The 26,043-nt window shown below is 51.5% G+C and carries 27 protein-coding genes; 16 read left to right on the top strand and 11 right to left on the bottom strand.

The annotated features are described in order from the left end of the window. Positions 1 to 9 precede the first annotated feature (9 nt). Both JMG82_RS01590 and JMG82_RS01585 read left to right on the top strand, forming a co-directional pair. A complete protein-coding gene (locus JMG82_RS01590) occupies positions 10 to 543 on the top strand; it encodes a TRAP transporter small permease subunit (RefSeq protein ID WP_236579158.1) in 534 nt (177 codons plus the stop codon). Next, a complete protein-coding gene (locus JMG82_RS01585; protein ID WP_201353196.1) occupies positions 540 to 1,835 on the top strand; it encodes a TRAP transporter large permease in 1,296 nt (431 codons plus the stop codon). The genes JMG82_RS01590 and JMG82_RS01585 overlap by 4 nt, the downstream gene beginning before the upstream one ends. Here the strand turns inward: JMG82_RS01585 and JMG82_RS01580 are convergent. Beyond that, complete coding sequence (locus tag JMG82_RS01580) at positions 1,816 to 2,016, bottom strand: hypothetical protein (RefSeq protein WP_201353195.1); 201 nt, start codon at positions 2,014 to 2,016, stop codon at positions 1,816 to 1,818. The two genes, JMG82_RS01585 and JMG82_RS01580, sit on opposite strands and share 20 nt — an antisense overlap. 103 nt (positions 2,017 to 2,119) lie before the next feature. Here JMG82_RS01580 and JMG82_RS01575 point away from each other — a divergent pair, with 103 nt between their 5' ends. Next, the gene (locus JMG82_RS01575) at positions 2,120 to 2,614 is read left to right on the top strand and encodes an HIT family protein (protein WP_201353194.1); all 495 of its coding nucleotides are present in this window, start codon (positions 2,120 to 2,122) and stop codon (positions 2,612 to 2,614) included. 129 nt (positions 2,615 to 2,743) lie between these two features. After that, positions 2,744 to 4,027 carry a citrate synthase gene (locus tag JMG82_RS01570; protein ID WP_201353193.1) on the top strand — a complete coding sequence of 428 codons (1,284 nt, stop codon included), beginning with the start codon at positions 2,744 to 2,746 and terminating at the stop codon, positions 4,025 to 4,027. On the opposite strand, the gene JMG82_RS01565 is transcribed toward JMG82_RS01570, so the two are convergent. The 3 genes from JMG82_RS01565 to JMG82_RS01555 are packed head-to-tail and all read right to left on the bottom strand — an operon-like array spanning position 4,028 to position 5,656. Then, a complete protein-coding gene (locus JMG82_RS01565) occupies positions 4,028 to 4,297 on the bottom strand; it encodes an SEL1-like repeat protein (protein WP_201353192.1) in 270 nt (89 codons plus the stop codon). Between the two features lie 48 nt (positions 4,298 to 4,345). Then, positions 4,346 to 4,873 (bottom strand): hypothetical protein, encoded by a 528-nt coding sequence (locus tag JMG82_RS01560; protein ID WP_201353191.1) that lies wholly within the window; start codon positions 4,871 to 4,873, stop codon positions 4,346 to 4,348. Further along, positions 4,874 to 5,656 carry an inositol monophosphatase family protein gene (locus JMG82_RS01555; protein WP_201353190.1) on the bottom strand — a complete coding sequence of 261 codons (783 nt, stop codon included), beginning with the start codon at positions 5,654 to 5,656 and terminating at the stop codon, positions 4,874 to 4,876. It lies immediately after the preceding gene. A 63-nt stretch (positions 5,657 to 5,719) separates the two neighbouring features. Here JMG82_RS01555 and JMG82_RS01550 point away from each other — a divergent pair, with 63 nt between their 5' ends. Continuing rightward, positions 5,720 to 6,265, top strand: a complete 546-nt coding sequence (locus JMG82_RS01550) for an HD domain-containing protein (RefSeq protein WP_201353189.1) — start codon at positions 5,720 to 5,722, stop codon at positions 6,263 to 6,265. Continuing rightward, a complete protein-coding gene (locus JMG82_RS01545) occupies positions 6,262 to 6,627 on the top strand; it encodes a diacylglycerol kinase (RefSeq protein WP_201353188.1) in 366 nt (121 codons plus the stop codon). Before JMG82_RS01550 ends, JMG82_RS01545 begins: the two co-directional genes overlap by 4 nt. Here the strand turns inward: JMG82_RS01545 and JMG82_RS01540 are convergent. Genes JMG82_RS01540 through JMG82_RS01510 form a run of 7 tightly spaced genes read right to left on the bottom strand, consistent with a single transcriptional unit; the run spans position 6,615 to position 11,985 of the window. Continuing rightward, entirely contained in the window at positions 6,615 to 7,379 is a 765-nt protein-coding gene (locus JMG82_RS01540; RefSeq protein WP_201353187.1) for a sulfite exporter TauE/SafE family protein, read from the bottom strand. The genes JMG82_RS01545 and JMG82_RS01540 overlap by 13 nt on opposite strands. Before the next feature lie 44 nt (positions 7,380 to 7,423). Next, a complete protein-coding gene (locus JMG82_RS01535; RefSeq protein ID WP_201353186.1) occupies positions 7,424 to 8,989 on the bottom strand; it encodes an endonuclease/exonuclease/phosphatase family protein in 1,566 nt (521 codons plus the stop codon). A 42-nt stretch (positions 8,990 to 9,031) separates the two neighbouring features. Continuing rightward, positions 9,032 to 9,697, bottom strand: a complete 666-nt coding sequence (locus JMG82_RS01530) for a class I SAM-dependent methyltransferase (RefSeq protein WP_201353185.1) — start codon at positions 9,695 to 9,697, stop codon at positions 9,032 to 9,034. Then, entirely contained in the window at positions 9,694 to 10,296 is a 603-nt protein-coding gene (locus JMG82_RS01525) for a Tll0287-like domain-containing protein (RefSeq protein ID WP_201353184.1), read from the bottom strand. Before JMG82_RS01525 ends, JMG82_RS01530 begins: the two co-directional genes overlap by 4 nt. 56 nt (positions 10,297 to 10,352) lie before the next feature. Beyond that, complete coding sequence (locus JMG82_RS01520; protein ID WP_201353183.1) at positions 10,353 to 10,853, bottom strand: permease; 501 nt, start codon at positions 10,851 to 10,853, stop codon at positions 10,353 to 10,355. Further along, positions 10,850 to 11,281, bottom strand: coding sequence for a permease (locus tag JMG82_RS01515; protein ID WP_201353182.1), 432 nt, complete (start codon positions 11,279 to 11,281; stop codon positions 10,850 to 10,852). Before JMG82_RS01515 ends, JMG82_RS01520 begins: the two co-directional genes overlap by 4 nt. Next, positions 11,278 to 11,985: an MBL fold metallo-hydrolase gene (locus JMG82_RS01510; RefSeq protein WP_201353181.1), complete on the bottom strand. Its 708-nt coding sequence runs from the start codon at positions 11,983 to 11,985 to the stop codon at positions 11,278 to 11,280. Before JMG82_RS01510 ends, JMG82_RS01515 begins: the two co-directional genes overlap by 4 nt. Positions 11,986 to 12,121: 136 nt before the next feature. On the opposite strand from JMG82_RS01510, the gene JMG82_RS01505 reads away from it, so the two are divergent. The 10 genes from JMG82_RS01505 to JMG82_RS01460 all read left to right on the top strand — a co-directional run bounded on the left by JMG82_RS01505 (position 12,122) and on the right by JMG82_RS01460 (position 26,031). Then, positions 12,122 to 13,213 carry an SNF2-related protein gene (locus tag JMG82_RS01505; RefSeq protein WP_201353180.1) on the top strand — a complete coding sequence of 364 codons (1,092 nt, stop codon included), beginning with the start codon at positions 12,122 to 12,124 and terminating at the stop codon, positions 13,211 to 13,213. Beyond that, positions 13,210 to 15,387: a DEAD/DEAH box helicase gene (locus JMG82_RS01500; protein ID WP_201353179.1), complete on the top strand. Its 2,178-nt coding sequence runs from the start codon at positions 13,210 to 13,212 to the stop codon at positions 15,385 to 15,387. Before JMG82_RS01505 ends, JMG82_RS01500 begins: the two co-directional genes overlap by 4 nt. Then, entirely contained in the window at positions 15,377 to 16,060 is a 684-nt protein-coding gene (locus JMG82_RS01495; protein WP_201353178.1) for a DUF4391 domain-containing protein, read from the top strand. The genes JMG82_RS01500 and JMG82_RS01495 overlap by 11 nt, the downstream gene beginning before the upstream one ends. A 147-nt stretch (positions 16,061 to 16,207) precedes the next feature. Continuing rightward, the gene (locus JMG82_RS01490) at positions 16,208 to 17,419 is read left to right on the top strand and encodes an AAA family ATPase (RefSeq protein ID WP_201353177.1); all 1,212 of its coding nucleotides are present in this window, start codon (positions 16,208 to 16,210) and stop codon (positions 17,417 to 17,419) included. Beyond that, on the top strand, positions 17,403 to 18,098 hold the full coding sequence (locus JMG82_RS01485; RefSeq protein ID WP_201353176.1) for an RloB family protein: 696 nt from the start codon (positions 17,403 to 17,405) through the stop codon (positions 18,096 to 18,098). Before JMG82_RS01490 ends, JMG82_RS01485 begins: the two co-directional genes overlap by 17 nt. Then, positions 18,095 to 18,628: a hypothetical protein gene (locus JMG82_RS01480; protein WP_201353175.1), complete on the top strand. Its 534-nt coding sequence runs from the start codon at positions 18,095 to 18,097 to the stop codon at positions 18,626 to 18,628. The genes JMG82_RS01485 and JMG82_RS01480 overlap by 4 nt, the downstream gene beginning before the upstream one ends. Positions 18,629 to 18,630: 2 nt before the next feature. After that, positions 18,631 to 20,037, top strand: a complete 1,407-nt coding sequence (locus JMG82_RS01475) for a site-specific DNA-methyltransferase (RefSeq protein ID WP_346727055.1) — start codon at positions 18,631 to 18,633, stop codon at positions 20,035 to 20,037. Continuing rightward, on the top strand, positions 20,034 to 21,506 hold the full coding sequence (locus JMG82_RS01470; protein WP_201353173.1) for an ATP-binding protein: 1,473 nt from the start codon (positions 20,034 to 20,036) through the stop codon (positions 21,504 to 21,506). Before JMG82_RS01475 ends, JMG82_RS01470 begins: the two co-directional genes overlap by 4 nt. Before the next feature lie 300 nt (positions 21,507 to 21,806). Next, positions 21,807 to 22,856, top strand: a complete 1,050-nt coding sequence (locus JMG82_RS01465) for an Abi family protein (protein ID WP_201353172.1) — start codon at positions 21,807 to 21,809, stop codon at positions 22,854 to 22,856. Between the two features lie 118 nt (positions 22,857 to 22,974). Further along, positions 22,975 to 26,031 (top strand): type III restriction-modification system endonuclease, encoded by a 3,057-nt coding sequence (locus JMG82_RS01460; RefSeq protein ID WP_201353171.1) that lies wholly within the window; start codon positions 22,975 to 22,977, stop codon positions 26,029 to 26,031. Positions 26,032 to 26,043 lie beyond the last annotated feature (12 nt).

The following is a 26,043-nucleotide window of genomic DNA, read 5'->3' as shown; positions in this document are numbered from 1 at the left end:
GAGCGAAAAGTGCGACGACGTGAGAATCTGTGGATAAGAATATCCTACGCCATCGACGAAATCAACAAATGGGCGGGGGCGACGGGGGCTTTCGCCTCCATCCTCCTGGCACTGCTCATCGTCTACGACGCCTCGATGCGCTATATCTTTCACGAAGGATCGGTCGCCCTGCAGGAGCTTGAGTGGCATCTTTTTGACATCCTCTTTCTTCTAGGGCTCGCCTATGCCCTCAAGCATGACAAGCATGTGCGTGTCGACATCCTCTACACCCGTTTCTCCCAGCGTTTCAAAGAGATCGTCCGCATCCTCACGATGCTCCTTTTTGTCATCCCTCTGGGGCTTCTGGTGGTCTGGTACAGCTGGGATTTCGTTCTGCAGAGTTTCATCCAACACGAAGGAAGCCCCGACCCCGGGGGCCTCTGCTGCCGATACGTCATCAAATCTTTCGTTATCCTCGCTTTTTTGCTGCTGATTCTTCAGGCTCTCAGCGAAACCGTCAAAGCCTTCTATCGTCTGGGTGAGCTCGAAGGAGGCGGGGTATGATCGGCATGCTGATGTTTCTGACCGCCCTCGTGTTTTTGCTGCTGGGCATTCCCGTCGCTTTCGCCTTTGGAGGGGTGGCGATTCTTTTCGCACTCCTCTTCCCGTGGGATGTGGGTCTGCAGGTTTTCGAACTGCTTCCTTTTCGCATCTACGGTATCATGCAGAACTTCACCCTGATGGCGGTGCCCCTTTTCATCTTCATGGGGCTTGTTCTCGAAAAGTCCAAAATGGCGGAAGACCTGCTCGAATCGATGGGCAAACTCTTCGGGCCCGTTCGGGGAGGGCTCGCCATCTCCACGGTCCTCGTGGGCGCCATTCTCGCCGCCAGCACCGGCATCGTGGGAGCCAGCGTCGTCATGATGGGGCTTATCACCCTGCCCATCATGCTCAAACACCGCTACGACCCGAAGCTGGCCAGCGGGGCTATCGTCGCCAGCGGCACCCTGGGACAGCTCATCCCGCCTTCTGTGGTTCTGATCGTTCTGGGTGACGTCATGTATGTCAGTGTCGGGGACCTCTTCAAAGCGGCCGTCATGCCCGGCGTTATCCTGACATCGCTTTATATTCTTTATATACTCATCCTCTCCTGGCTCAAACCCGATATCGCGCCGGCCATGGAGCGGGAGCCGATCCCTTACGCAAGACTTCTGCTGCGGGCGGGCATGGCGATTCTGCCACCGCTCGTTCTCATCGTTGCGGTGCTCGGCTCCATCTTCGCCGGCATCGCAAGCCCCACCGAATCGGCGGCCGTCGGTGTCGTGGGTGCCGTGATCCTGACGATTCTGAAAAGAAGTTTCCACTTCGAAATTCTCAGGTACGCCGCCATCGAGACAGTAAAACTGAGCGCCATGATCTTCATGATCCTCATCGGCGCGACCGCCTTCAGCCTGGTCTTCAACGCCTTCGACGGGGGCGATTTCGTCCACCGGTTCTTCACCGAAGAGCTTGGCAGCAGATGGACCTTCATACTCGTGACAATGGCGGTAATATTCGTGCTGGGATTTTTCGTCGATTTCATCGAAATCTCTTTTATCGTCGTGCCTATCCTGGTCCCGATCGCCGCCACTTTCGGTATCGATCCCATCTGGTTTGCCATTTTGATCGCCATGAACCTGCAGGCTTCCTTCCTCACCCCGCCCTTTGGCTTCGCGCTCTTCTATCTCAAAGGGGCCGCCGGAGACAAAGTGACGACCGGGCAGATTTACCGGGGGGTTGTCCCCTTCATTCTCCTGCAGATGACGGCGCTGGCCATCGTCATGTTCTGGCCGAAGATCATCTACTGGCTGGGATAGGGGACGAGGCGTTCTTCGTCTCTTCGTTAGCCTTTTTCTCTTTTTTCTCGCAGGTCTTCACGCAGGAGCGTCCTTTTGAAACGTCGTAGACGACCCATGCCGTCGTGACGATCATAAAGAGCACGAATCCGCCCAGAACGATCGTGACGAGCGCGATGTTTTTGTACTTTCCTCCTATCATCTTTGCCTCCTTCGAAGCTGATAGTTTTATTATTAATCTTTCTTATTTAAAAGCTTCTTTGAAAAAAGATGTTGTATAATTTTTTATTTACCGAGGAGTGGCAATGGATCACCTGTATGCACCCTGGCGCACCGCCTATATCACCAACGAAGAGAAGATCGAAGGATGCGTCTTCTGCCACATCAGTGAACATCCCGAACGCGATGAAAAACACCATGTACTCTTCAGAGACGACCGCTGCTTTATCGTTATGAACCGATATCCCTACACACCGGGCCATTTCATGATCATTCCCCACCGGCACACCGACGCACTCGAAACACTCGATCCTGACGTTTGGCTGCGCATCAGTGCGTTGGCGCATCAGGGCGTGCGCATGCTCAAAGAGGGGTTCGGTGCCGAAGGGGTCAACCTGGGAATGAACCTGGGTGCAGCGGCCGGCGCGGGCATCGCCGAACATATCCATCTTCACCTGGTGCCCCGTTTTCAGCGCGATACCAATTTCATCACCACCATCGGCGAAACCCGTGTCTACAGCACCGATTTCCAGAAAGTCTATGAAAAACTCAAATCGATGGCCGGTGGCTATTTTGCATGAATCGGCGTTTGAGAGGAAAAACCGCCGTTGCGACCCTTTCCGACAATCCGGCCACGATGCGGCAGAAAAGGGAAAATGAAAAGAAAAAACAATACAATGGAAGATACTCAAGAAACAGAAGGAAAACAGATGGCCGAGAAGAGATTTACCATAATCGATGATACGACAGGCAAAAGGTACTCCTACCCGGTAATCGAATCGACACGGGGACCCAACGGCGTGGATATGCGTACCTTCTACCGTGACAGCGGTCACTTCAGCTTCGACCCCGGTTTCACATCGACGGCAAGCTGCCGTTCGGAAATCACCTTCATCGACGGAGAGAAGGGCGAACTGCTCTACCGGGGCATTCCCATCGAAAAACTCGCGACGGAACACAACTACCTGGAAACCTGTTATCTGCTCCTGACCGGCTCCCTGCCAACGCGGGACGCACTGGTCGATTTCGACTTCGAACTTCGTCACCGCTCCTTTATCCATGAGGGGCTCAAAAACCTTTTCGACGCCTTTCCCCAGGATGCCCACCCGATGTCGACACTCTCTTCGGCGGTCGCGGCGCTCTCATCTTTTTATTACGAGCATCTGACGATCAACAAAGAGGCGGAATATCAGGAGATGGCACGGCGCATCATCGCCAAGATTCCAACCATCGCGGCTTTCTCCTACCGCCATTCACGGGGAATCCCTTTCATCTATCCCGATATCGGGAGAAGTTTCACAGAAAATTTCCTCTACATGCTGCGCGCCTATCCCGGCGGCAAGATGCACATCACGAAAAAGGGCGAGAATACGATCCGGCCTATCGAAATCGAAGCCCTCGACACGATATTCACCCTCCATGCCGACCATGAGCAGAACGCTTCCACGACGACGGTGCGCAGTGTCGCGTCGACAGGCGCCCACCCGTATGTCGCCATTTCCGCCGGGATCTCCGCACTCTGGGGCAGAGCCCACGGCGGTGCCAACGAATCGGTCATCGAACAGCTCAAGATGATCGGCAATGTCAAAAATGTCGACAAATTCATCGCCAAGGCGAAAGACCCGAACGATCCCTTCCGCCTGATGGGATTCGGTCACCGGGTCTACAAAAACTTCGATCCGAGGGCACAGATTCTCAAAAAGTACCAGGACAGCCTCAAAGAGGAGCTCGATCTCGACAGCAACCTGATGCAAATTGCCTCGCGTATCGAAGAGATCGCTTTAAGCGACGACTATTTCATCCAGCGGAAGCTCTACCCGAATATCGATTTCTACAGCGGGGTGATTCTGACGGCACTGGGCATTCCGCGCACCATGTTCACCCCGATCTTCGTGATCGGGAGGACGGTCGGTTGGATCTCCCAGTGGATCGAATTCAAAAAAGACAGAGACCAGAAGATCGTCCGGCCGCGGCAGATCTACGTAGGGCCGTGATCACGCCTTGCAGCAGCTGGACGTGTTGCCTTCACAGCAAAGCAGCATATATTCGGCATCGAGGCTTCCCTGACGGGAGGCTTTTTTGAACCAGTGCTTCGCTTTTTGCATATCTTTCACGACACCGAACCCTTCGTAGTAGATCATTCCTATGAAATATTGCGCATCGGCCTTTTTCCTGTGCTGCTTCAGCGCTGTCAGCGCTTCTTCGAACCGTTCCTCTTCATAGAGTCTGACCGCCTCTTCAAGCGTATAGCGTCTCTCTTGCATCCTCACATCCTTTTTGTCGTCTTTGCATCATCCTGCGGGAAACAGCTTTCAAAAGCCCACGTTGTAGGCACCCCATCCATGCATCTTTCGCGACGTGACGACATCGTAGTCGTCGAAAATGTCGATATGGCTGATCGCCACGAAATAGCACTCCTCGAGCTCACGGTCTATCCGCTCCAGAAGCGGAGAGTCCCGTTCGATCATCAATGTCAACACCCCGGCGTTTTTCATGACACGGAAAAATTTCTTCAGGACCGTCTGAATATCACGCTCCAGCGTCTGTGCCGAAAGCGTGACGAAAATATTTTCGTAAAGTTTCGCATGCCTGTTGAATCGCCGCGCCGAGAGATCAAGGGGCTCGAGACGGAAACCGGCATGGCAGGATGCGTCCAGGTCGCCGATCTCGCAGCCGACGGTCCGCAGGTCATACTCGAAATTCTTCGTTTTGGTGAAGTCGTAAAGCGTCCGATGCAAATCGTTGCACCCATCCGTCAGATGGAGGATCTGCTGATTGGGGTAGTGGGATGAGATGACCTGGGTCAGCAGCGCACAGCGCTGCGGGTTGAGCCTCTGCATTCAAACCTCCTCGTAATCTGCCATCTTTTCGAGAAGTTTATCATGATTTTTCCCGTTTGTCGCCACGATGACCGGATCGCCTAGCCGATAGGTTTCGCCCCGATGGTTGGTCACTCTTCCCCCCGCCTCTTCGATGAGCAGAATCCCGGCGGCGACATCCCACGGTTTGAGATTGCACTCGTAAAATCCGTCCAGAATGCCGTTGGCCACATAGCACAGGTCGATCGATGCCGCCCCGAATCGGCGGATATCCTGTGTATAGGGAAGAAGATTTTCCAGTGTCCGCACGACCCATCGGAAGTCACGTCCCTTTTCGACCTTCGTGTAGGGAAATCCGGTCGCTAGAAGCGACTGCTGCAGGTCCGAGGTTTTTGAGACATGGATCGCCAGGCCGTTGCACCGTGCACCTTTTCCTCTTTCGGCGGCGAAAAGTTCGTTGAGAACCGGATTGTAGACGAGCGCGGCGACGGGTATCCCCTTGTCCCAGACCCCCACGGAGATGGCACAGAAAGGGATCTTGTGGACGAAATTGGTCGTCCCGTCGATCGGATCGATATAGACCGCCTTTTGCGCCCGGGTATGTTCGTCGCCACTCTCTTCGCCGACGATCGTATGCTCGGGCAATATCGCGGAAATCCTCTTTTTGAGAAACTCTTCCACGGCGACATCGTATTCCGTGACGAGGTCGACCGTACCTTTGTGCCGGACTTCCTTGACTGTTTCGAACCCTTCCTGAAAGATTCGGCCCGCGTCAAGCAAGGCAGCGGTGAGCTGATCCAACAAATTATTCCCTTTTTTGGTAAAATTCCGAACCGATGTACCGAACAATTACATAAAGTCCTGAATATGATACCAAATACCGATCTCTATCACAAAGCGCTTCGCCTGGCTGCCTGGGCGCACTATGGTCAGGTGACGAAATTTGGCGATCCCTATGTCACCCATCCCGTGGCGGCAGGGTATGAAATCATCGCCGCACAGGCCGCGGGAGAAACCTTCAATGTCGATCTTGCCGTGATAACGGCACTTCTGCACGATGTCGTCGAAAAGAGTGATGTCACACTCAAATCGATCCGGAAGGATTTCGGAAAGTCGGTGGCGGAAGGGGTGGAAGCAATGACGAAAAACGAAATCCTCCCGAAGGAGGAGCAGCTCAAAGATTCGCTGGTGCGGATTCTGGAACAGCCCCGGGAGATCGCCATGGCGAAACTGGCCGACCGAATCAGCAGCATGCTGCCCGTATCGTCGGAATGGAGCGTAATGAAAATAGAAACCATCACGGCCAACGCGAATCTGATACTGCAGATGCTTGCGGAAGCGTCGCCATGGCTCTCGAAGCGGCTGGAGAAAAAAATAGCGCTTTATGAGCGCACACTGGAGCAGATGCGATGAGGAACCAGCCGAAATATTCGCTCTTTAGAAACGCCGGCTACGCGATGGAGGGGTTTTTCGAAGTTTTCAGCCACGAAACCTCTTTCAAAATCGAAGTGATTCTAAGCGTCATCGTCTGGGTCGCCCTCCCGTTTGTTCCGATGCCGCTGATCGCCAAGGCTGTTCTGGGCCTCTCGATGCTGCTGGTACTTATCGCCGAACTGGCAAACAGCGCCATCGAACGCACGGTCGATCTGGTGACAAGAGAAAGGCACACCCTCGCCAAGCACGCCAAAGATGCCGGCGCCACGATGGTGCTCTTTACCGTCATTTTTACGATTGCCGTCTGGCTGGTGACTCTTTATATCGTCTATTTCGAATGAGTTGAAACGTTTCTTTCGGGAAGAATTTTCAACTCTTCGTGCATCTTCTGCATCTTTTTCTGAATGATTTCGGGTTTCGTGATCATTATATACCCCTTGTAACTGGTAAAAAGGCCAAAGAGCATCACAACCACCGCCGCGATTTTGATGACCAGCTGGCGGTAACTCGACCCTTTGATCAGTGAGGAGAAGATGCCCACGCCCAGCATCGCAGGAATTGTGGCGATACCGAAGACTCCCATGACGATGGCGCCTTTGAGCGCCGAACCCGCCACGATGGCGGCGGTCGCGAAAAAGTAGACAAGGCCGCACGGGATGAATCCGTTGAGCATGCCCATCAGAAAAAAACTGGGAAGGGTCCTGGAGTGGATCACCATCTTGAAGAGTCTGCCAAACCAGGAACTCTGGGCGATGGAGGATTCGATCGAATTGAGAAACTTGAGTTTTCCAATAAGCGAAAGACCGATCAAAAGCATCAGCATTCCGACCGCGATGAACAGAAGACCTTTCGCCGTCATGTCGAAACTGACCTTCTGCCCGAGATATCCGAAAAAGGCCCCGATAATCATGTAGCTTGTGACCCGGCCGAGGGAGTAGAGGAGGTGGGCGGTCATCTGCCGTGTTTTGGACCATTGGGCATCCACTTTCGCCGCCGTATAGGCGAGCACGAACCCGCCGCACATCCCGATGCAATGCCCGAAGGATCCAAGTAGGGCCACCAGAAAGATCGTACTCAATTCGACACTGCCCATCGCTTCCCTTTGAAAAAGATAGTGCTATTTTATCGAACTTCCGTTTAATCGACGACCAGTTCGGGCCGATTCCGGTATATACCGATACGCACTTTCTGAAGTCTCACCGTTTCCCCGTTTTTGGGCCGCCGTTTTCTGTCGCGGAAAAAGAGTTTGATCTTTTTGCCCTGACCATAATAGAGATACCCCCGTCTGTAGATACCCGAAACGGAAGCGACCACTTCGTTGACAACTCCCGGATCGCTCAGATTTTCGACAGATTTCAGCAGGAGCGGTTCCACATCTGCTTTGCCGAGGTCTTTGAGCACGTCGACTTTCGTCACTTCGCGCAGCCCTTTGTATTCGTAGAGTTTGCGTATGGCTACTTTGAAGCGATGCCCTTTTTTAAGATGCCCCGTATCCCGATAGACCAGAATCGACCGGCCCCTGGGCTCCTTGAGAATGGCGATTTTCCCGCGTTTGTAGATGACGACCGCATCTTCGACGATGCCGTTCATCCATCCCAGGGGCAAACTGTAAAGCTCGGCGATATGGATCGTTCGGGGCGCCGTTTTTACATAGTTTTCCGTATCGGCTCTTTTATGGGCATCGGAAGAAAAACCGAAAGGCTTCGTCGTGATATAGGCGTAAACGGGAAGATGATCCGAATACCCGGCACCCAAATGCTTTCCCCTCCGTTGTTTGGCTACCTGCCACCGATAGAGCGCTCCACGCTCTGTAAAGAGGTATCGGGGGGTAAACTTCCTGAATGAGCGGTCTTTGTAATTGATACCCCGTGCATCGAACATTCCCACCGGTAGCAGCATATGGTCCAATGCGTGTTTATGGCCGTAGAAGTTGTGAGACCAGCGTTTTTGGGGCGGAAGCTCCAGCCAGAGGTCGTAATGGCAGGGCCACACGATCGTTCGTTTGGTGACAGGCTTGCCGTTTTCGACGGTTTTGAGAATATGGTTGATACCGGTCATGCCGCCGGTGTCGTTCAGGCGGGGCGATTTGGGAAGGGTCCGCCACTCGTTCCAGTCGCTGTTGAAATCCCCGAGCAGAATGTAGTCGCTCTCTTTGGGCAGCGACATTGCCCGCTTCATCAGCGCTTCGGCGCTGACGATACGCCGACTCTCCGGCCCGTTGCGCGATTTCCAGTGATTGACGAAAACTTTGAGATGTTTCCCGTTCAAATCGACGGTCGTCTCCAGGATATTCCGGGTCCGAAGCGACCCGTCCGGATCGATCTCACTCTTTTCGACGATGGGATATCGGGAAAGCAGGGCGGTTTTGACCACTGTGGGCTTGTTGTCGGCAATCGCCCGATAGGGCATCTTCCATCCGCACGCCATAAGCCCTTTTTGAAGCGCCTTAAGCGCTTCGTCGCTCTCGATCTCCTGCAAGCCGATGATGTCGGGTTTGAGGTCGCAGATGACTCTGGATATGTTCCGCACTTTCGTCGCGAAGGCTTTCTCGTTCCAGCCGTATCCGGTGAAAGGGATGTACTCGGTATATTCCGAACCGCTCTTTTTGAGGTCGAAAAGGTTTTCGACGTTGTAGCTTGCCACCTTGAACTCCGCGGCAACGAGAAGCAGTGGCAAAAGGGGAACTATCCATAGCTTTTTCATGGCGCCATTGTAACCAATTTCAGGGTCACAACGACGCTTAATTTAGATTTTGATCGGTTTGTAAGCTTTCAACAGTCTCAAATAGTTCTTGAAATAGAAATGCTCTTCGAACCTCTCGAAACCGAAAGGTTTGAGCATCGCTTTCGTATCGCGGTCGATGAAATCCTCCGCCAGCGGGCACTCCGCTTTGCGGATGGCCCACCGGACATACCAGACCGCACGGTCCACGTCGAAATTGCTGTAGTCGAGTATCGCGAAACGGCCGCCCGGTTTGAGGGCTTGGTAGGCGTTTTGGATGATGATGTCGCGCTTTTCTTGCACGAAACCGTGCAGGACGAAGGAGATGAAGACGACATCGTATTCACTCTCGTAGGGCAGGGGTTCGTCGATACGCCGGTCGACCAATCCGATGTTGCGAAAGGTCGCCGTCTTCTTTGTAAATTGCGCTTTCATCTCCTCTCCGATCTCCAGCGCCGTGATCGTGCCGTTCTCGCCCACATATTCGCGCATCAACAGAGCGTTGCGACCCGTTCCCGCGCCGAAATCGAGTACCTTTTCACCCGGTTGCAGACCCAGATCCGCAATGGCTTGGCGAATGAATTTCGGGTACCAGCCGAATGTAATCAGATTCATCAGCGTGTCGTAGTGACGGGCTTCGAAACCTCTCACCTCGACTTTGGAATCTTCCTGCCTGTATCGCCGGCTCATTTTTTGATTTCTACGACAATCGCACCGCGCAGATCGCCCATTTTGTAACCGTGGGCTTTGTCCATCTTGTAGATACTTCGTATCTTTTTCTCCAGCGTCGGATCGATGTCGGTTCCGTGGCACGTCAGACACACTTTTTTGCTGATTTTCAGGGGTTTGTAAAACTTGTACCCATCCTCCGTCTTTTGCACCAGATGGTTGGGCAGACGCACGCCGTTTTTTTTCAAAAGCTCAAGCGCTTCGAGCACGTCCCGTTCATCCCCTTTCGCTTCGTTGAGCGGGTTGCGGGGTTTGAGCGTGATGCGTTTGACACTCACTCCCGCCTGCAGCTTTGCGTTGACCTCCTCGGTCAGCTCCCTCGCGTGGGAGGAGCAGAATTCGAAAGCTTCCAGCGGTCCGCCCTTTTTCATATGTTTTTTCATGTTGCCGCCGAGCGTCTTGAGGAGCAGCCGGCTCGCTTCGTTGCCCGTCTTGACGACCTGCGATATTTCACCGCCGCTCTTTTTCCCCTTGTTCGAAGCCGTTTTCGGCTCACCCTGCGCCGCAAAAAGCAACCCCGAGGTCAATGTGGCTATCATGGCCATTTTCACTGCATTCATATCTATCCTCCTTCTCTTTTTTCACCAAATTATACGTATCGTTTGTATAGATTCAGTTAATCACAACGATTAATTTTACTGCACAACCGATCGATCAGAATTCCCTGAATGACCGATGCAATCAGAATGTAAAGCGTCAGCACGAACGTGAAAGCGAGCCCGAAATAGTCGATCATGATCGGAAGCAGCGGAACCTTTATGCTTCGGGCGTAGAAGAAAGTAGCGATAAGCCCCTTTCTGAGCCCATGCCGCTTGAGATCCTCGATCATCGGGTACCAGGCGTACATGGGGCCGTGGCTTGCGATGCCAGCAGCCAGTGCGATGAGCCACCCTTTCAGGCTGCACTTTTCGCCCAGATGTGCCGCCACATCCTTCGGATTGAAGAAGTAGTCGATCACCGCGGTGATGAAAATAACGATCAGAAGAATCGGCCCGATTTTCGTCAGAACCATCCCGCTCTTTTCGAGCGCCGCGACAGATTTTTCGCTATGGAGCGCTCCAACCACCGCATAAAGAAGCGATACCGCGATCAGAAATTTGACGCCTTTGAATTTCATCGAAACAGCCCCAGTGTCCAAACGGTGGCGACGGAGACCAGTATCGTCGAGACAAACGCCAGAATATTCCTATAGAGGGTGAAACGAACACCCAGCACTTCCGATTCCGCCGGAAGCTGCACGACGCCAAGCGTCACCCACGCCAGGATGAAGGCCGTGACCGCATACATCGACACCCCCTGCTGCAGCAGTTCGCCGCCGAGTATGTAGCTAATGAGCGCCTGCCCCACGGCGATGGCACCGGCGACCGTGCCCGTGATCGTATCTTTGACAGGATCGCCGGTGAACATCGACGCGAGCATCTCTTTGGAAACGAAAACCTGAAAAAGCCCCACCAGCCCGATGACGGCCAGCAGCATCGGAAACATCCCGACCAGGCCGATGAATGCCTTTTTCAGCGATTTCGCGAAGCTTCTGTTTGGCTTCACAGTTCGATGACCCTTCCGACGCCGCCCCGAAGGAAGTGGGAGCCGAACGCCACTTTGAACATTTCTATGGCCAAATCGCCGTTGCAGTGGGTCGGGCAGACATTCCGTACCCCAAGGCGCCGGAGCGTTTCGATGACCGAAGCGATGTGCGCCGCGTCGGAGTACATCAGGTGGAACCCTCCCATCAACAGATCGATCGGCTTGCCAAGCATCTCCATGGCGCGTGCCGCGATATTCTCGACACCCGGGTGCGCGCATCCCGTCACCACGACGAGCCCCTTGTAGGTATCGATCACAACCGACTGCTCGCCGATCTCCCCCATGGTCCCCGTGGACCAGACATCCGGCAGAATCTGCCACGGCTCTTCGCCGATGACGGTCACGCCAAGGCTCTGGGCATTCAGGTCACGAACGAGATGTTTCGAAAGGGAAGAGGGGGCGAAAATTCTCAGGTTCGGATGGACTTCGAGCACCGAATCGACCCCGCCGATATGGTCCCAGTGCGGATGCGACAGCACCAGAGCCTCGGCCTTTTGCAAATCGACGCCAAGACGCTCCATATTTTTCAAAAGCACCCGTCCGTTGCTGCCGGTGTCGAACAGAAACGTCGTTTCCGGTGTTTCGATGAAGCAGGCGAACCCCCACGGTGTGGGAAAACCTTCGAGATAGGCGTAGTTGTCGAAAACTATTATTAACTTGTACATATTTAAGTTTGTTCCTCATATATTATATTATTTTCTATGTGACCAGATATTTCTACAATCATTATTTATTCATGACTATTTTAGCATTGTTCTAAATTTTGAGATAAAATATACCTTAGTAAAATTAGGACTGATTATGCAAATTATCGACAATATAACCCACTTTTTGGGCGACGATCTCAAAACAACCCTGCAAAAAGGCGATCGTCTCAAAATCGCCACCGCCACTTTTTCCATCTATGCCTACGAGGCTCTGAAAAAAGAGTTGAAGCAGGTCGATGCGTTGGAGTTTATCTTCACCTCTCCCACCTTCGTTCCCGATGAAGTGGTCGACAAGATCAAAAAAGAGCGTCGGGAGTTCTACATCCCCAAAAGCGAGCGGGAGCGAAGTTTTTACGGCACCGAGTTCGAGATACAGCTGCGCAACAAACTCACCCAACGGGCCATCGCCAAAGAGTGCGCCGAATGGATACGCGCCAAAGTCACGTTCCGATCCAACAAAACCGCCGCCCCGATGCAGCAGTTCGCCTGCATCGAAAAGCCCGACGCCGACAACATTGTTTACATGCCGCTCAACGGTTTCACCGCAGTCGACCTGGGGTATCAAAGAGGCGATGCTGTCACCAATATGGTCAACCGCTTCGAAGAGCCCTCCATGACCCGGGCATGGCTGGCGACCTTCGATCAGATCTGGAACGACGAAACGAAGCTGGACGACGTCACCGATGCCATTATCGAACACATCAGCACCGTCTACCGCGAAAACGCTCCCGAACGTATCTACTTCCTGATGCTCTACAACATCTTCAACGAATTTCTCGAAGATCTGAACGAAGACGTCCTACCCAACGACCGCACCGGATTTCAAGAGACGCTTATCTGGCAGAAACTCTACAATTTCCAGAAAGACGCCGCCACGGGGATCATCAACAAACTCGAAACTTTCAACGGCTGTATCCTCGCCGACAGCGTGGGGCTGGGTAAAACCTTCACGGCATTGGCGGTGATCAAATATTACGAGCTGCGCAACCGCTCCGTGCTGGTGCTTTGCCCCAAAAAGCTGGCCGACAACTGGCTGACCTACAACAGCAATCTCGTCACCAACATCTTCGCCAAAGACCGCTTCAACTACGACGTACTCAACCATACCGACCTCTCCCGGAGCCGGGGCTACTCCCACGGCATCGACCTCCCCGCATCAACTGGGGCAACTACGATCTGGTGGTGATCGACGAATCCCACAACTTCCGCAATGCCCAGGTCTACAAGGAGAAGGAGACCCGCTACCAGAAGCTGATGAACAAAATAATCAAAAGCGGTGTCAAGACCAAGGTGCTGATGCTCTCCGCCACCCCGGTCAACAACCGTTTCGCCGATCTGCGGAACCAGTTGGCGCTGGCGTACGAAGGGGAGTCCGAGTCGCTGCGCGAAAAGATCGGCATCGGCCAGAGTATCGAAGAGGTTTTCCGCAGGGCGCAGGCGGCTTTCAACGCCTGGTCGAAGCTCCCGCCCGAAAAGCGCACGGCCCAGGCGATTCTCGATAGGCTCGATTTCGACTTCTTCAAACTGCTCGACAGTGTGACCATCGCCCGCTCCCGCAAACATATCCAGACCTTTTACGACACCAGCGACATCGGAACCTTCCCGACACGTCTGCCGCCCATCTCCCACCATACGCCGCTCTCGAGGATGGAGCATGTGGTTAGTTTCAACGAACTCTATACCAAGCTCTCCGAGATGAACCTCTCCATCTATGCGCCGCTGAGCTATGTCTATCCCAGTCGGTTGGCGAAGTACGAAGCGCTGTACGATACAGATGTGCAGGAAGGAAAATCGAAGTTTCACCAGCGCGACCGTGAGCGGAGCCTCCAGGCGCTCATGACCACCAACCTGCTCAAGCGGCTGGAGAGTTCGGTTCATGCGTTTCGCCTGACCTTGCAGAAGCTGCGGAAGAACTACGGCGATCTCCTTTCGCAGATCAGCCGCTACGAACAGGGCGACAAAAGCGTCAAAATTGAAGAGCTGCCCAAAGGTTTCGAAGAGGAGCTCGAAGAGGCCGAGGAGAGCTGGGTGGGCGGCAAGGTGCGTATTCAGCTCGAAGATGTCGATATTCTTTCATGGAAGCATGATCTCAAGAACGATTTTTTCATTCTGGATTATCTGCTGATCGAGATCGACAAGATCACCCCTGACGAAGACTACAAACTCCAGCATCTGCGCCAAAGCGTCGATGACAAGATCGCCCATCCCATCAACCCCGGCAACCGAAAGGTGATCATCTTCACCGCCTTCGCCGATACGGCTTACTATCTCTACGAGCAGCTCTCCGCCCATTTTCTCTCGACGCACGGCCTTCACACCGCCTGCATCACCGGGCAGGGCAATCCCAAAACCACCCTCGAAGCGCATTACGACTTCCAAAGCACCCTGACGCTTTTCGCCCCAAGGGCCAAAGAGAAGGCACTGGTGATGCCGGAAAATCCCGACGAGATCGACATTCTCATCGCCACCGACTGCATCAGCGAGGGGCAGAATCTTCAGGATTGCGACTATCTGATCAACTACGACATCCACTGGAATCCGGTGCGCATCGTTCAGCGTTTCGGGCGGATCGACCGCATCGGCTCTCCGAATTCCCAAATCCAGCTCGTCAACTACTGGCCCGACATTTCGCTGGATGAGTACATCAACCTCAAAGAGCGGGTCGAAAACCGCATGATGATCGTCGATGTCACCGCCACGGGCGACGACAATATCCTCAGCGCCAAAGCCAACGATATCTCCTACCGCAAAGAGCAGCTGCGGCGTCTGCAGGAGGAGGTGATCGAGCTCGAAGATCTCAAAACCGGTATCTCCATCACCGACCTGGGGCTCAACGAATTTCGTGTCGACCTGCTGGGCTACATCAAAGAGCACGGCGAGATGCGCTCCCTCCCCAACGGCCTGCATACCGTCGTGCCCGCCGACCCTGCCAGAGGGTTGGAGCCCGGTGTCATCTTCACTCTCTACAACCGCAACCCGGGCGTCAATGTCAACCGCCGCAACCGACTGCACCCCTACTATCTGGTCTATATCGGCAACGACGGGGAGATCCTCGCCGACCATACCGAAGCCAAGCGGCTCCTCGACCTCGCCCGCGCCGCCTGCAAAGGGCGCGACAAACCAATCGTTGCGGCTTACCACGCTTTCAACCAGGCGACCAAAGACGGGCGGGATATGCACGTCTACTCCGAGCTTCTCGACCGTGCCATCGCCTCGATGATCGACAAAGAGGAGGAGAACGATATCGATTCGCTCTTCAGCGGCGGCCGGACCACGGCGTTGACGACCAGGATCGAAGGGCTGGAGGATTTCGAGCTCATCAGTTTCATTGTCGTGCAGGAGACCGACGATGCGCTTTGAGTTTCCGTCGCAGGCAAAATACGGCCGCGTCATCCCCAAGAGCAAAATCTACGAGCACGCCTCCATCGGCGGTGCGTTGCGGCAGAGGTTCATCGGGCAGATCGACAAGATCGTCTGGAGTTACAAGCTGGCCGAAGAGACGCTCCATCTCCCCGCCACCGAAAAAGTTCCTGAGATCGAGATTTTCGATATCTACCTCAAGGGTGATACGATCGATGAAGCGGTATTGAAAGCGATCGACCGGGCGATTCCCCTGCCGATCCTGTTTATCCTCCACCGCAGCGGCGACGGCGCTCTCAAAATCAAAGCCGCCTACAAGCGCCCCAGTGAAGCGGACAGCCATAAATGGGTCATCGAGAGCTATTTCGAGACCGACTGGCTCCCGGCCGACACCCCGGCCGAGCCGCTCCCCGTGGCGCTGGATCTGGAGAAGCTCTATGCCCAATTGATCAAAGCCCTGATGCCCCAGACGATCGCCGAGACCGCCAAAACCGGCGACATCGAGGCGGAGGTGGAGCGGGCGAAGCGCATCGAGGCCTTGGAGCGGGAATACCGTCGGCTCAAGGCGAAAAGAGACAGAGAGAAGCAGTTCAACAAAAAGGTGCAGATCAATGGGCAGATGCATACTCTAAAAATAGAGATAGATGAGTTAAAATTACCTACCAAACAATAAATTAAGCCAAAAATTTGCATTTTTATGCAAAAATTACTGTAATCTCAATTCCAGGTGGTAAATATGCTAATCGACTTCAGGGTGAAAAATTTTCGTTCCATCTTGGAAGAAGTAACGTTGTCGATGGTCAAAAGCTCAATAACAGGCTTGGAAAATAGCAATACTTTTGCTCCATTCGCGGAAAAGAAAAATTTTCGGCTTCTGCGAAGTGCCACGATTTACGGACCCAACGCTTCAGGCAAAAGCAATCTTATCAAGGCACTCGATGCGATGCAGGATATCGTGCTCTTTTCCTATAGCAAGTATCAGCGTGGTGATACTTTGCCGATCGAGCCGTTCCTGCTAGACGCCCAGTCCCGCCACGCGCCTTCCGAATTCGAAGTGATGTTTATCGAAGGGGGAGTGCAGTATCAATATGGTTTTGTGGCGACAAAGGAGAGAATCGAAGAGGAGTGGCTCTACGCCTACCCGAAAAAAACGGCACAGAAGTGGTATCACCGAATAGGAGATAAATGGACTTTCGGCAGTTATTTCCGGGGCAATAAAAAACTCTGGAGCGAATCAACGCGCGAAAACTCCCTTTTTCTCTCCACAGCCGTCAATATGAATAGCGAGATGCTTCGACCCGTCTACGACTGGTTCAAGAAAAAACTTCATATTCTGAGCAATGCAAAAGAGTATTGGCATCCTTCTTTCACCTATCAACTTTGTGAAGATGAAGAGCACAAAAAGAGAGTCCTGGAGTTTCTCAAAGTCGCCGATATGGATATCGATGATATCGAGGTGGAAGAGAAGCCTTTTGACCCCAATGAAATGTTGCCTGACGATGTGCCGGAAGTTCTAAAAAAAGAGATCGTCGATGAGTTGCAAGGGAAAAAACTAAAAACAGCCTATTCGATTCATACCGATTTGCAAGGCGAGCGTGTGCGTTTCAAAGTCGATACCCACGAATCTGAAGGGACAAAGAAGTTTATCAGCTTTATCGGACCCTGGATCGATACACTCGAAAATGGTTATGTGATGGTGATCGATGAGCTACATGACAACTTTCACCCGCTGATGGTGAAGTTTTTGATCCAGCTTTTTCATGACAACGATATCAATACCCGCAACGCCCAGCTTATCTTTACCTCTCACGAAACGACGGTGATGAGTCAGGATATCTTCCGACGGGATCAGATCTGGTTTTGCGACAAGAAAAACAAGGCGACCCAACTCTATTCATTGGTCGAGTTCAAACCGCGCAAAGGGGTAACCGATATCGAAAAAGCCTATCTGAGCGGTCGCTACGAAGCCCTTCCTTTCATCTCCATCCCCTACGGGTTGATACAGAGGGACAGCGATGGCCCGCAGGAGTAGAAAACGCAGCGGCTACCCCGCCCGCTCCAGAAGGCCGATGCGATATGCGGGGGATAGCGTCCTGATCGTATGCGAAGGAAGTGAGACGGAGCCAAACTATTTCAATGCGGTGATCAACTTTCTGCAACTACCCACAGCTGCCGTCAAAGTTGATCCGGCCCGGGGCAGGAGCGCACCGCAGACCGTCGTAGCCTATGCGATCGAAGAGCTTGAAAGAGCCTGTGCACAGGGCAACCCTTACGCCAAAGTCTATTGCGTCATCGACAAAGACCATCATCAGAAATATGATGAAGCACTCTCGAAAGTTCGACACTATACACCTCCCAAAGAGTGCGCTACCGTGCTTTGTGTCGTACCGTCTGTTCCCTGCTTCGAGTTTTGGATTTTGATGCACGAAAGATACACGACGTCCACATTCGGCACCTCGGGGCACAAGCCCTGCGATCAACTCATCAAAACTCATCTGCCCGGCTACAGCAAAACCGACAGGCTGGAAGCCAAGAGACTGGTAGAAGAGAAACTGCCGATAGCCAAAACCAATGCCCATAGAGCTCTCCATGCCGCAAGAAGCGCCGGTACTGACGACCCCTCGACCTATGTGCATCTGCTGATCGAAGAGCTTGAATATCTCAAAGAGCACAAATATTTCAAAGAAGAGAAAAAAGGATGCCCCGAATGAAACGACTCGACCAGCGAACCCCGGACTTTACCGATGAACACATAGCGAAGATCGCAGCGATGTTTCCGCATTGTGTGACGGAAGTAGAGGATGCAAACGGCAAGCTCAAAAAAGCGATAGACTTTGATCTGCTCAAACAGGAACTCGCAGACAACATCGTCGACGGGCCCAAAGAGCGCTACCGCCTCGACTGGCCGGGCAAGCGCGAGGCGCTGCTGGCCGCCAATACCCCCATCACCAAGACCCTGTGCCCCTCAAAGGAGGAGAGTGTGGATTTCGACACTACGAAAAATCTCTACATCGAAGGGGACAACCTCGAAGCGCTCAAGCTCCTGCAGGAGAGCTATCTGGGCCAAGTGAAGATGATCTACATCGATCCGCCCTACAACACCGGCAAAGATTTCGTCTACAAAGACAACTTCACCCGAAGCCGCGAAGCGGAGCTCATAGAGAGCGGGCAGATGGACGAAGAGGGGGACGGCTGGTGGCCAACCTGGAGAGCAACGGGCGCTTTCACTCCGACTGGCTGAGCATGATGTACCCACGCCTGCGCCTGGCGCGAAATCTGCTGCGCGATGACGGGGTGATCTTTATCTCGATCGACGATAACGAGGTGCATAATCTGAGGAAGATTTGTGATGAGGTGTTTGGGGAGGGAAATTTTATCGCTCAGCTTGTAGTACAGCTAAACCCAAGAGGTCGACATTTAGATAAATTTATTGCAAAAACACATGAATATATCCTTGCAATAGGAAAAAATATAGACAAAAATACTACAATGTTTGGTGTTAAAAAAGAAGGAAAAATGATTGAAGAATACAATCGTAAAGATAATCGAGGAAAATATAGAATATTGGGTCTTCGTAATAGAAATCAATCATTTAATCCAACAACAAGACCAAATCTATATTTTCCATTGTACGTAAATCCTAAAACTCATGAAATTTCTCTTGAGAAAAGTAAGGATTTTACTGATGAAGTATGGCCAGATACCACAGATGGAATTAAAACCTGTTGGACTTGGGGGAAAGAAAAAATCATAGCCGAAAATGATCTTTTAATAGCTGAAAAAATAGGATCTGAGTGGAGAGTCTATAGGAAAGATTATTTATATGATAAATCTGGAAACTCAGCAACTACATTACCAAAATCATTATGGATTGATAAAGAAATTAATAACGATTATGGGAAAAAATCAATTAAAGAACTTATGGGTAAGACGGTAATGGATTTTCCAAAATCTGTTATTTTAATAAAAAAATTAATTGAAACAGGATCTGGTCCAGACGACATCATCCTCGACTTCTTTTCCGGCTCCGCCACCACCGCCCACGCCGTGATGCAGCTCAACGCCGAAGACGGCGGCAGGCGCAGGTTTATCATGGTGCAGCTTCCCGAAGCCACCGACGAAAAGAGCAAAGCCTACAAAGCGGGCTACAAAACCATCGCCGAGATCGGCAAAGAGCGCATCCGCCGCGCGGGCCGAAAGATCAAAGAAGAGAACGCCGACAAAGAGGGGATCGACGATCTGGATATCGGCTTCAGAGTCCTCAAGATCGACAGCTCCAATATGAAAGATATCTACTACACCCCCGACGAAGTGGACCGCGAAAGCCTCTTCGATACCGTCGATCATATCAAAGAGGACCGCAGCCCCGAAGACCTGCTCTTTGGGGTACTGGTAGACTGGGGCGTGGACCTGACCCTGCCGATCCGCCGCGAAACGATCGGGGACAAAACGGTCTTTTTCGTCGGCCACGATGACCTCATCGCCTGCTTCGACGACGACCTGGACCTGGAGCTCATCAAAAAGCTCGCCAGGTATGACGCCCTGCGCGTCGTCTTCAAAGAGAGCGGCTTCAAAGACGACGAAACCAAGATCAACACCGAACAGATCTTCAAACAGCTCGCGCCGTCGACGGATGTGAGGGTGATATGAGCATCGATCGTAATCCCGATTATCTTGTCTCACTGCTGCATGAACTGCGAAGTTATCCCAAAGAGACGGAGTGGATCGAATTTAAAACCAATAAGGCCGTCGCACAGGATATAGGTGAATATATCTCCGCACTCTCCAACAGTGCCGCAGTCAATGGGCGAAGCAGTGCCTATATGATTTGGGGTATCGAAGATAACTCACATCAGATTGTCGGCACAACTTTTTGCCCACAGGAAACAAAAGTCGGAAATGAAGAGTTGGAAAACTGGCTTTTGCGTCTGTTGGAACCAAAAATCGATTTTCGATTTCATGAGTTGAACATAGATGACAAGCCGATTGTCATATTGGAGATTACACCGGCCTATCGTCATCCTGTACGCTTCAAAGGCGAAGAGTACATTCGTATAGGCAGTTATAAAAAGAAGCTCAAAGATTACCCGGAAAAAGAGAGAAAATTATGGCGGATATTGGACGCTGTGCCATTTGAAAAACAGATCGCGGCAGAGCATATAAATGATGATGAAGTGTTGTCGTTATTGGACTATCCCGCCTATTTTGAACTACTCAAACTCCCCTTGCCTGAAAATAGACTTGGAATACTCGAGGCGTTGTCCAGTGATGATCTCATCGTGGAAAATGATGGAGGGGGTTGGAATATCACCAATCTGGGAGCGATATTGTTCGCCAAAAAGTTGGAGAGTTTTCAAGGACTAAAACGCAAAGCGGTTCGAGTAATACAGTATGAGGGAACAGGGCGTATCAAAACCATCCGTGAAGAGGTAGGGCATAAAGGCTACGCCAGTGGTTTTGAGGGGTTGATTGGTTTTGTGAATGCTCTTTTGCCCACCAATGAAGTGATCCATCAGGCCTTACGGGAAACTGTACCCATGTATCCTGAATTGGCAATTCGTGAATTGATAGCCAACGCACTGATCCATCAAGATTTTTTTCAAGCCGGTACCGGTCCTATGATTGAAATATTTTCTAATCGTATGGAGATCACCAATCCTGGGAAGCCTCTGGTGCCGACCGATAGGTTTCTCGACTCTCCTCCCAAATCAAGGAATGAGGCTCTTGCCTCATTCATGAGGAGAATCGGCGTTTGCGAAGAACGAGGTAGTGGCATAGACAAAGTGGTTTTTGAAACAGAATTCTATCAGCTTCCTGCCCCGCTGTTCCAGACAACCCAAGAACATACCAAAGCAATACTTTTTGCTCATAAGAAATTAAAGGAGATGGATAAGCAAGACAGGGTGCGTGCCTGTTATCTCCATGCCTGCCTCCGTTATGTTCAGCATAACTATATGACCAATACATCCTTGAGGGAAAGGTTTGGCGTAGAAAGCAAAAATACCGCTATGATATCGAGGATTATAAAAGAAGCCCTTGATGAAGGTGTAATTTACATTTACGATGAATCGGTTGGGACAAAGGCCAGGAAATATATTCCATGGTGGGCTCGACAATGAAGACTGTTTTGTTTGACTGTTGTTTGATCGCTGCGGGGATGAAGATGGCTAAAATAACCTTGAGGCCCATTAATTGGGGGCTTAGAGTCAGTGATTTGTTTGATTCTTGTTTGATGATAGGTAATGACAAATGTCACAGATATGTTAAAAAAATCGAAAATTTTTAACATATCCTGCAAACATGTTAAAGAGATTAGGAATATTTAACAGATGAACGCCGAAACCAAGATCAACACTGAGCAGATCTTCAAGCAGCTCGCACCGTCGACGGATGTGAGGGTGATATGAAAAAGGGTATCGATGGGACACTACACATTCAAAAATAAAAATGTCAAAAGGTACATCGAAAATCTCTACGCAGACGGTCTGCAGAAGAGCCGCTATCTGGATGATTCTACGGTCGTTGAACTTTTGGAAAGGATTGGAATATTCAAATTCAAAGGGTATGTCTATGCCTTTCGTCCCGATATTTCCAGGCACACTTTGGATGATGTAGTACTGCTTTTCTTTTTCGATAAATATTTGAGTCGTTTGCTGATGGATATGACTTCGGGTGTCGAGACGCGACTCAAATCGGTATTGATAGAGACATGCTATCAGCATATAAGCAAACTACCTCGCAGCCATCCTCTGAAAAACAACCCCTTTTTCTATCTGATAAGCGCAAACTACAAAAACAGTCATCCAAAACTCTATGGACCTTCGGTAGATAACTGGAAAAACAAATCTTCGGTAACCCATACCGAAGAGTATATCCATTATGGATTGTATTATCATGCGAAATATGATTTTCCTTCAAATAAACGGAGCTATCTTTCATCATCCCACACGCTCCATTTGCAAAATGGAGTCAACTATCCTCCTTTTCATTATTTCGTGGAAAGCGCCACGCTTGGAACGATCAAATACCTGATAAAACATTTAAAAATCGACAGTTTCGATGTCATGGAACATGTGGCGAAAAAATTTGGTATTTTCAACCCGAAGGTCGATTTTGTTTCCTATTTGGAACGTCTCAATGAAGTGCGAAACCGTGCCGCACACCGTGAACGGCTTTTTAACAGAAGCTACCGAAGCGTTACGCGTGTGGGGCATTACAAGCGTATAAGCCAAACGATCAGGGATCATGGCTTTATGGATGTCTATCTCTTTTTGTTTTTTATGCTTGGGAAACTGGATTTTCACAGGTATCCGACTATAGAGCTTTTCAAGAAAGAGGAGATCAAAAGACTCTGCCGATCATTCAAAAAAGACTATTACATACGAACCGATTCATTCTATCTTACAAAGCGGATGAGCAGAAAAGAGTTTGAAAGAATATGTCAATTCATTCTGAAAGGGATGGAATGAAAAAAGCCAAGCGTATCTTTTGGGCGCAATGCCGCAAAAGTAGAGGCTTGGCGTTTGTGACGACGGTATTATACCAAAGTATATTTAACGGATCCTGAACGAAAATAAGGAAAACTGCATGAAAATCCGATTCAAACACCAACTCTATCAGGCTGAAGCGGTCGCTTCCGTCATCGACTGTTTCGAGGGGCAGCCACGCAGGGAAGGGGTAGCGTACCGTGTCGATCCGGGGCGGACGGTGACGATCAAGGGGCAGCAGCGTATTGTGTATGACGAAGAGATCGAGACCGGGTTCAAGAACCACCCCATCGAACTGAGCGATTCGCAACTGCTGCACAATATCCAGGCGGTGCAGCGCCGGCAGAACCTGCCGATGGACGGCAAACTGGTCAAAACTTCCGTCAGTCCTGTCAATCTCGATGTGGAGATGGAGACGGGGACAGGCAAAACCTACGTCTATACCAAGACCATCTTCGAGCTCTATAAACGCTACGGCTGGAGCAAGTTCATCATCGTCGTTCCCAGTGTGGCGATCCGCGAAGGGGTGGCGCAGAGCTTCGATCTGACGCGTGAGCATTTCCTCGAAGAGTACGGCCTGCAGGCGCGCCACTTCATCTACGACTCCAAATCACCCCAAAACATCAAAAGCTTCTCCACCGACGGCGGGATCCAGGTGATGATCATCAACGTGCAGGCATTTAACGCGGAGAGCAATGCACGCAGCAAAGATGCCAGACGCATCTATATGGAGCTTGACGAGTTCGAATCGCGCCGCCCCATCGACCTGATCAAAGCCAACCGTCCCATTCTCATTTTAGACGAACCTCAAAAGATGGAGGGCAAAAAGACGGTAGCGAAACTCAAAGAGTTCGACCCCCTGATGATTCTGCGTTACTCCGCCACTCATAAAACCCGGCACAATCTGGTTCACCGTCTCGATGCGCTGGATGCCTACAACAAAAAACTGGTCAAAAAGATCGCCGTCAAAGGGATCAGCGTCAAGGGGCTCAGCGGCACCCAGGGGTATCTCTACCTGCAGTCGATCGAGGTGGCCAAAGGCAGAGCGCCCGTGGCGAGAATGGAGATGGAGATACGGCAAAAAGGGGGCATCAAACGGGTATTGCGCCGTCTGGAGAGGGGAGACAACCTTTTCGAGCTCTCGGGGGAGCTGGAGCAGTACCGGGGCTATGTCGTCTCAGAGATCGACGCGCTGCGCAATAGCGTCGAATTGACCAATGGAGTGACATTGAGCGCCGGAGAGGCGGTCGGCCATGTCGATGAGGCGATGCTGCGGCGTATCCAGATCCGAGAAGCGATCGATTCACATCTGCAGAAAGAGAAAGAACTTTATGTCAAAGGGGTCAAGGTGTTGACCCTCTTTTTCATCGATGAGGTGGCAAAATACCGCTTCTATGAGGAAGCCGGCGAAGCACAGAAAGGGGAGTACACCAGGATTTTCGAAGAGGAGTACAAAGAAGCGATCAAAGAGATCGGCTCGCTGTACGATCCCGCCTATCTCGACTATCTGCGCGCCATCGACGTCGAAAAGACCCACAACGGCTACTTCTCTATCGACAAAAAGGGAAGACTCAAGGATCCCGCGATCAAAAAACGGGGCGAAGAGGCGGGGCTGAGTGACGATGTGGATGCTTATGACCTGATCCTCAAAGATAAACAGCGCCTTCTCTCCTTCGACGAGCCGACCCGGTTCATCTTTTCCCACTCCGCGCTGCGGGAGGGGTGGGACAACCCCAATATCTTCGTCATCTGCACCCTCAAGCATAGCGACAACACCGTCGCCCGCCGCCAGGAGGTGGGCCGCGGCATGCGGATCGCGGTCAACCAGAAAGGGGAGCGCATGGACGATCCTGCGACGGTGCACGATATCAATGTACTCACCGTCGTCGCCAACGAGAGCTACAAGGATTTTGTCGCCGGGTTGCAAAAAGAGATCGCCGAAGCCGTCAGCGACCGGCCCCAAAAAGCCGACGCCAAATATTTCACGGGCAAAGTGGTCAAAACGGAGGAAGCGTCGAAAGTGATCGATGAGTGCACGGCGAAACTGATCGAACGCTATCTCATCAAAAACGATTATGTCGATCTGGATGGGAAAATCACCAAAAACTACCACAAAGCCAAAGAGGAGGGGGCTCTGGCACCGCTGCCTGAAGAGCTCGGGCCCATTGCCGACGGGGTTTTCCTGCTCATCGACAGTGTTTACAGCGATGCGTTGCTTCCCGACTTCGCCGATGAGCACAAAGTCAAACGCAATCGCCTCAACGACAATATCAAAAAGAGGGAATTCCTCTCTCTGTGGGAGAAGATTAACCGCAAAGCGGTCTATACCGTCCATTTTGACTCGGATGAGTTGGTAAACAATGCAGCCAACGCCCTGAACAAAGAGCTGAAAGTGGCAAAATTGGCTTATCGTTTGATCGAAGGGGAGATGAAAAGCGATCTGAGCGATGAAGAGCTCCAGCGTGGCGACGGCTTCAGCGTCAAAGAGCAGTCAACTGTCGAAGCGGATCGCTCCGCACACTCCGCAGTGCGGTATGATCTGATTGGACAACTGGCCGAAGCGACGAAACTGACCCGTCGCACGGTCGGGAATATCCTCAAGAAGATCAGCGACAAAACCTTCGACAAATACCGGCAGAATCCCGAAGAGTTCATCCGAAACGCCGCCCGGATTATCAACGAGCAAAAAGCGGCCACCGTGGTGGAACATTTGAGTTACAACGCCATCGAAGATCGGCACCGTCTGGAAGATATTTTCACCCTCGAGTCCAAAACATACGATACCGAGCGTCTGCAGCAGGTGCGCAAGCATGTCTATGACTATGTTGTGACAGATTCGAAAACGGAAAAAGCATTCGCCCATGACCTCGATACGGCGAATGAGGTGGTGGTTTACGCCAAGCTTCCATCGAGTTTTTTCATTCCCACGCCCGTGGGCGAATACAACCCCGACTGGGCCATCGCCTTTCAGGAAGGCAGCGTCAGACATATCTATTTTATAGCCGAGACCAAGGGGTCAATGTTGACAATGGAGCTGCGTAAAATTGAAAAAGTCAAGATCACATGTGCAAGGAAATTTTTCAAACAGATCACCTCGGATAAAGTGAAATATGATGTAATAAACAGTTTTGATGCATTAATGGAAATGATTCGCTGACTAATCCCCTTT

The sequence above is a fragment of the Hydrogenimonas urashimensis genome, from assembly GCF_016593255.1.
Lineage (GTDB): Bacteria > Campylobacterota > Campylobacteria > Campylobacterales > Hydrogenimonadaceae > Hydrogenimonas > Hydrogenimonas urashimensis.
Note: the sequence above shows the minus strand (reverse complement) of the source record. Positions and strands in the feature narration are given on the sequence as shown.